This window comes from Klebsiella sp. RHBSTW-00484, from assembly GCF_013705725.1.
Classification (GTDB): domain Bacteria; phylum Pseudomonadota; class Gammaproteobacteria; order Enterobacterales; family Enterobacteriaceae; genus Klebsiella.
Genome location: NZ_CP055490.1, coordinates 1 through 4,069 on the forward strand (window position 1 = coordinate 1; position 4,069 = coordinate 4,069).

7 protein-coding genes and 1 pseudogene are annotated in these 4,069 nt (G+C 62.6%); 1 reads left to right on the plus strand and 7 read right to left on the minus strand.

What is annotated here, in order from left to right; translation table 11 throughout:
- The 7 genes and pseudogenes from HV213_RS32980 to merT all read right to left on the minus strand — a co-directional run.
- A pseudogene (locus tag HV213_RS32980) lies at positions 1-194 on the minus strand (DUF3330 domain-containing protein); the annotation flags it as partial.
- Between the two features lie 50 nt (positions 195-244).
- On the minus strand, positions 245-481 hold the full coding sequence (merE, locus tag HV213_RS32985; protein WP_001087807.1) for a broad-spectrum mercury transporter MerE: 237 nt from the start codon (positions 479-481) through the stop codon (positions 245-247).
- Positions 478-843: a mercury resistance co-regulator MerD gene (gene merD / locus HV213_RS32990; RefSeq protein WP_001277466.1), complete on the minus strand. Its 366-nt coding sequence runs from the start codon at positions 841-843 to the stop codon at positions 478-480. Before merD ends, merE begins: the two co-directional genes overlap by 4 nt.
- A gap of 17 nt (positions 844-860) precedes the next feature.
- Complete coding sequence (gene merA / locus HV213_RS32995) at positions 861-2,546, minus strand: mercury(II) reductase (RefSeq protein ID WP_000209296.1); 1,686 nt, start codon at positions 2,544-2,546, stop codon at positions 861-863.
- Positions 2,547-2,584: 38 nt separating this feature from the next.
- Positions 2,585-3,010 carry an organomercurial transporter MerC gene (gene merC, locus HV213_RS33000; RefSeq protein ID WP_000522996.1) on the minus strand — a complete coding sequence of 142 codons (426 nt, stop codon included), beginning with the start codon at positions 3,008-3,010 and terminating at the stop codon, positions 2,585-2,587.
- Positions 3,011-3,037: 27 nt separating this feature from the next.
- Entirely contained in the window at positions 3,038-3,313 is a 276-nt protein-coding gene (merP, locus tag HV213_RS33005; protein ID WP_000732275.1) for a mercury resistance system periplasmic binding protein MerP, read from the minus strand.
- 15 nt (positions 3,314-3,328) lie between these two features.
- Positions 3,329-3,724: a mercuric ion transporter MerT gene (gene merT / locus HV213_RS33010; protein ID WP_001294653.1), complete on the minus strand. Its 396-nt coding sequence runs from the start codon at positions 3,722-3,724 to the stop codon at positions 3,329-3,331.
- Positions 3,725-3,795: 71 nt separating this feature from the next.
- Between merT and HV213_RS33015 the strand changes: the two genes are divergently transcribed.
- Positions 3,796-4,069 (plus strand): MerR family transcriptional regulator (locus HV213_RS33015; RefSeq protein ID WP_181486579.1); only part of this gene is annotated, 274 nt, incomplete at its 3' end.

The window sequence follows — 4,069 nt, forward strand, 5'->3', positions numbered from 1 at the left end:
GCAATGTCAGATTCTGTCGCGGCCTTGGCGCGTGCCTGGAAGCGTTCATAGCAATCCAGCCCGCAGAAATGTTCGACGTATTCCGCGCCTTCCGGGGTGAAGGCGGCATCGAGCGGAATTTCTTTGCAGCATACGCAGCAGGTGGTGCAACTGGCAGTGTTCGGGGCGTTTGCGTTCATGGTGGTACTCCTCCAGATTGGTAGCGAAGCTCAAAGCTGCCCACTCTCGGCTGGCTGGGAAGCGGTCATGATCTTCCCTTGAAGGCCCGCAGCAGCCGCGTCACAGACAGGACAAACAAGCCGGTCAGCGTGAGGGCTGCAATACCCCAGTGCTCCCCGATGAACGCGCCGGCCGTCGTGCCGGCTAGCACAATGGCGAGAATCGGCAAATGGCAGGGACAGGTGAGCACGGCCAGCGCGCCCCACAAGTAGCCGGTGATCGGTTTGTGCGTCTCAGACGGCAAGTGCTCTGGGCTGTTCATGGCAGACTCTCCGCGTGCTGTGCCGGTTCGGTTGGCATGGCGGCCAGTTGCATTTCGAGGCTGGCCAGGGCCTCGCGCCGACGCTCGACGAGTTGCCGCAACACGGCAAGCTGCGCAGACGCACCGTCACCGTCCGCAGCATCCAGCGCCCGGCACAGCCGCGCCAGTGCGTCCAGGCCGATACCCGCTTCGAAGGCAGCCCGTACAAAGCGCAGCCGTTGCAACGCGGTGTCATCGAACAAGCCGTAGCCGCCCGTGGTGTACGCGACCGGCCGTAGCAATCCGCGCAGCAGGTAGTCGCGCACGATATGCACGCTCACCCCGGCATCAAGGGCCAGCCGGGACACTGTGTAGGCGCTCATTGAACACCTCCTTTTCCTCATCCGGCGCAGCACGAAAGCTGCTTCACGTCCTTGCTGAAGGTCTGCGCCGCGAGCTTCAGCCCTTCGACCATGGTCAGGTAGGGGAACAATTGGTCGGCCAGTTCCTGCACGGTCATACGGTTGCGAATGGCGAGCACCGCCGTCTGGATCAGTTCACCCGCTTCCGGGGCCACCGCTTGCACGCCGATGAGCCGTCCGCTACCTTCCTCGATGACCAGCTTGATGAAGCCGCGTGTGTCGAAGTTGGCAAGCGCACGCGGCACGTTATCCAGTGTTAGCAGGCGACTGTCGGTCTCGATCCCGTCGTGATGTGCTTCCGCCTCGCTGTAGCCCACGGTGGCGACCTGCGGGTCGGTGAACACCACGGCCGGCATTGCGGTCAGGTCCAGGGCCGCATCGCCGCCAGTCATGTTGATCGCCGCACGAGTGCCGGCCGCTGCCGCCACATAGACGAACTGCGGCTGGTCGGTGCAGTCGCCGGCCGCGTAGATGTTCGGGCTACTGGTGCGCATGCCCTTGTCGATGACGATGGCCCCCTGCGCATTGACGGCTACCCCCGCCGCTTCCAATGCCAGGCTGCGCGTGTTCGGTGTCCGGCCGGTGGCGACCAGCAGCTTGTCGGCGCGCAATTCACCGTGCGTGGTGGTCAGCACGAATTCACCGTCCATATGGGCGACCTGGCTGGCTTGCGTGTGCTCCAGCACCTCGATGCCCTCGGCACGGAAAGCGGCTGTCACCGCCTCGCCGATGGCCGGGTCTTCACGGAAGAACAAGGTATTGCGCGCCAGGGCCGTGACCTTGCTGCCCAGCCGGGCAAAGGCTTGCGCCAGCTCCAGCGCCACCACCGACGAGCCGATTACGGCAAGGCGTTCGGGAATGGTGTCGCTCGCCAGGGCCTCGGTGGAAGTCCAGTAGGGTGACTCTTTCAAGCCCGGAATCGGCGGGACCGCCGGGCTGGCACCCGTGGCGACCAGGCAGCGGTCGAACATCACGACGCGCTCGCCACCCTCGTTCAAACTAACGATAAGGCTCTGGTCGTCCTTGAAACGCGCTTCACCGTGCAGAACGGTGATGGCTGAATTGCCGTCCAGGATGCCTTCGTACTTGGCATGACGGAGTTCTTCGACACGGGCCTGCTGCTGGGCCAGCAGCCGCTCGCGCAAGATCGTCGGCGGTGTGGGTGGCATGCCGCCGTCGAATGGGCTTTCCCGGCGCAGATGGGCGATGTGGGCGGCGCGGATCATGATCTTGGACGGCACACAACCGACGTTGACGCAGGTGCCGCCGATGGTGCCGCGCTCAATCAGCGTGACCTGCGCGCCTTGCTCGACGGCCTTCAGTGCTGCCGCCATCGCGGCTCCACCGCTACCAATGACGACGACCTGCAACGGGCGTTCGTTGCCACTGGGCTTATCAGCGGCCCCTATCCAGCCGCGCATCTTGTCGAGCAGGCCGGCGCGGTTGTCCGTCGGTGGCGCATCGGCAAGCGTTGCCTCGTAGCCCAGTCCGGCCACGGCGGTAGTCAGCGCATCCGATGACGTGCCCGCCTCAATGGCGAGTTGCGCTGTGCCCTTCGGATAGGACACCAGCGCCGATTGCACGCCGGGCACTTTCTCCAAGGCTTCCTTGACGTGAGCCGCGCACGAGTCGCAGGTCATCCCGGTGATTTTCAGGGTGGTCATGTATTTTTCCTTTTCTGTGGTGGCTACGGCTGTTGCCGTCAGCCACGTTGTTCTGGCAATTCACAGCTGTCCGGCCCGCAGCGGCGATGTGCTGGCGAGATGAAATCCCAGACCGACACCCCAACCATCAAGGCCAGGCCGACATAGAGCAGTCCACCGCTCTGCCAGCCGTAAGCCCGCATTAAAAACACCGCTGCCAGCACCAAGATCGGGCCTATCGTGCCGAGCGCCGTGCGTCGCCACTGTCGATGATTGAGCCAAGCGATAGCATTGGCGAGTAACGCGATGCCGGCGAACATCGGCAGCAGGATGCCAATGAATAGCCCCTCGTACTGGCTCAAGAAGCCCAGTCCGATGGCCGCGCCAAAGCTGGCGATGGCAGGAAAACAGGCGGCGCAGCCCATCGCGGAAACGACGCTGCCGAGCGCGCCGGTTTTGCCAGCGATGCGCGTGATGAGTCCCATGTGTCGCTCCCGAGTTCGGTTAACGGATCAGCGTTTGAGGCTGGACGGATAGCCCGCGTCCTCGGTCGCCTTGGTCAACTTCTGGACGTTGGTCTTGGCATCGTCGAAGGTGACGACGGCCTGGCGCTTGTCGAAACTTACGTCGGTCTTGCTCACGCCCTCAACCTTGGAAAGCGCGTGCTTGACAGTGATCGGGCAAGAGGCGCAGGTCATGCCAGGCACGGACAGCGTGACGGTCTGGGTGGCGGCCCACACGGGGGCAACAACGGCAGCGAGGGCGAGGGCGGCAAACAGTTTTTTCATGATGAACTCCTGTGATTAATAGAAAAATGGCATGACGTAGGGAAATCCGAGCGAGACCAGGACCAGCGCGGCCACGATCCAGAAAATGAGCTTGTAAGTAGCTCGCACTTGGGGAATCGCGCAGACCTCACCCGGTTTGCAGGCTTGCGCCGGGCGGTAGATGCGCCGCCAGGCGAAAAACAGCGCGACCAGCGCTGCGCCGATGAAGATCGGGCGATAGGGTTCCAGCACCGTCAGGTTGCCGATCCATGCCCCGCTGAACCCCAAGGCGATCAAAACCAGCGGCCCCAGGCAGCAGGCCGACGCAAGAATGGCGGCCAGCCCACCGGCGAAGAGCGCGCCGCGCCCGTTTTGTGGTTCAGACTTTTGTGGTTCAGACTTTTGTGGTTCAGACTTTTGTGGTTCAGACATACGCTTGTCCTTTCAAATTTGGTTTGGATAGCTTAAGCTTACTTCCGTAGTTATGTACGGAGTCAAGCGATATGCAAATTAATTTTGAGAATCTGACCATTGGCGTTTTTGCCAAGGCGGCCGGGGTCAATGTGGAGACCATCCGGTTCTACCAGCGCAAGGGCCTGCTGCCGGAGCCAGACAAGCCCTATGGCAGCATTCGCCGCTATGGCGAGGCGGATGTAACACGAGTGCGGTTCGTGAAATCGGCCCAGCGGCTGGGCTTTAGCCTGGACGAAATCGCCGAGCTACTGCGGCTGGAGGATGGCACCCATTGCGAGGAAGCCAGCGGCCTGGCCGAGCACA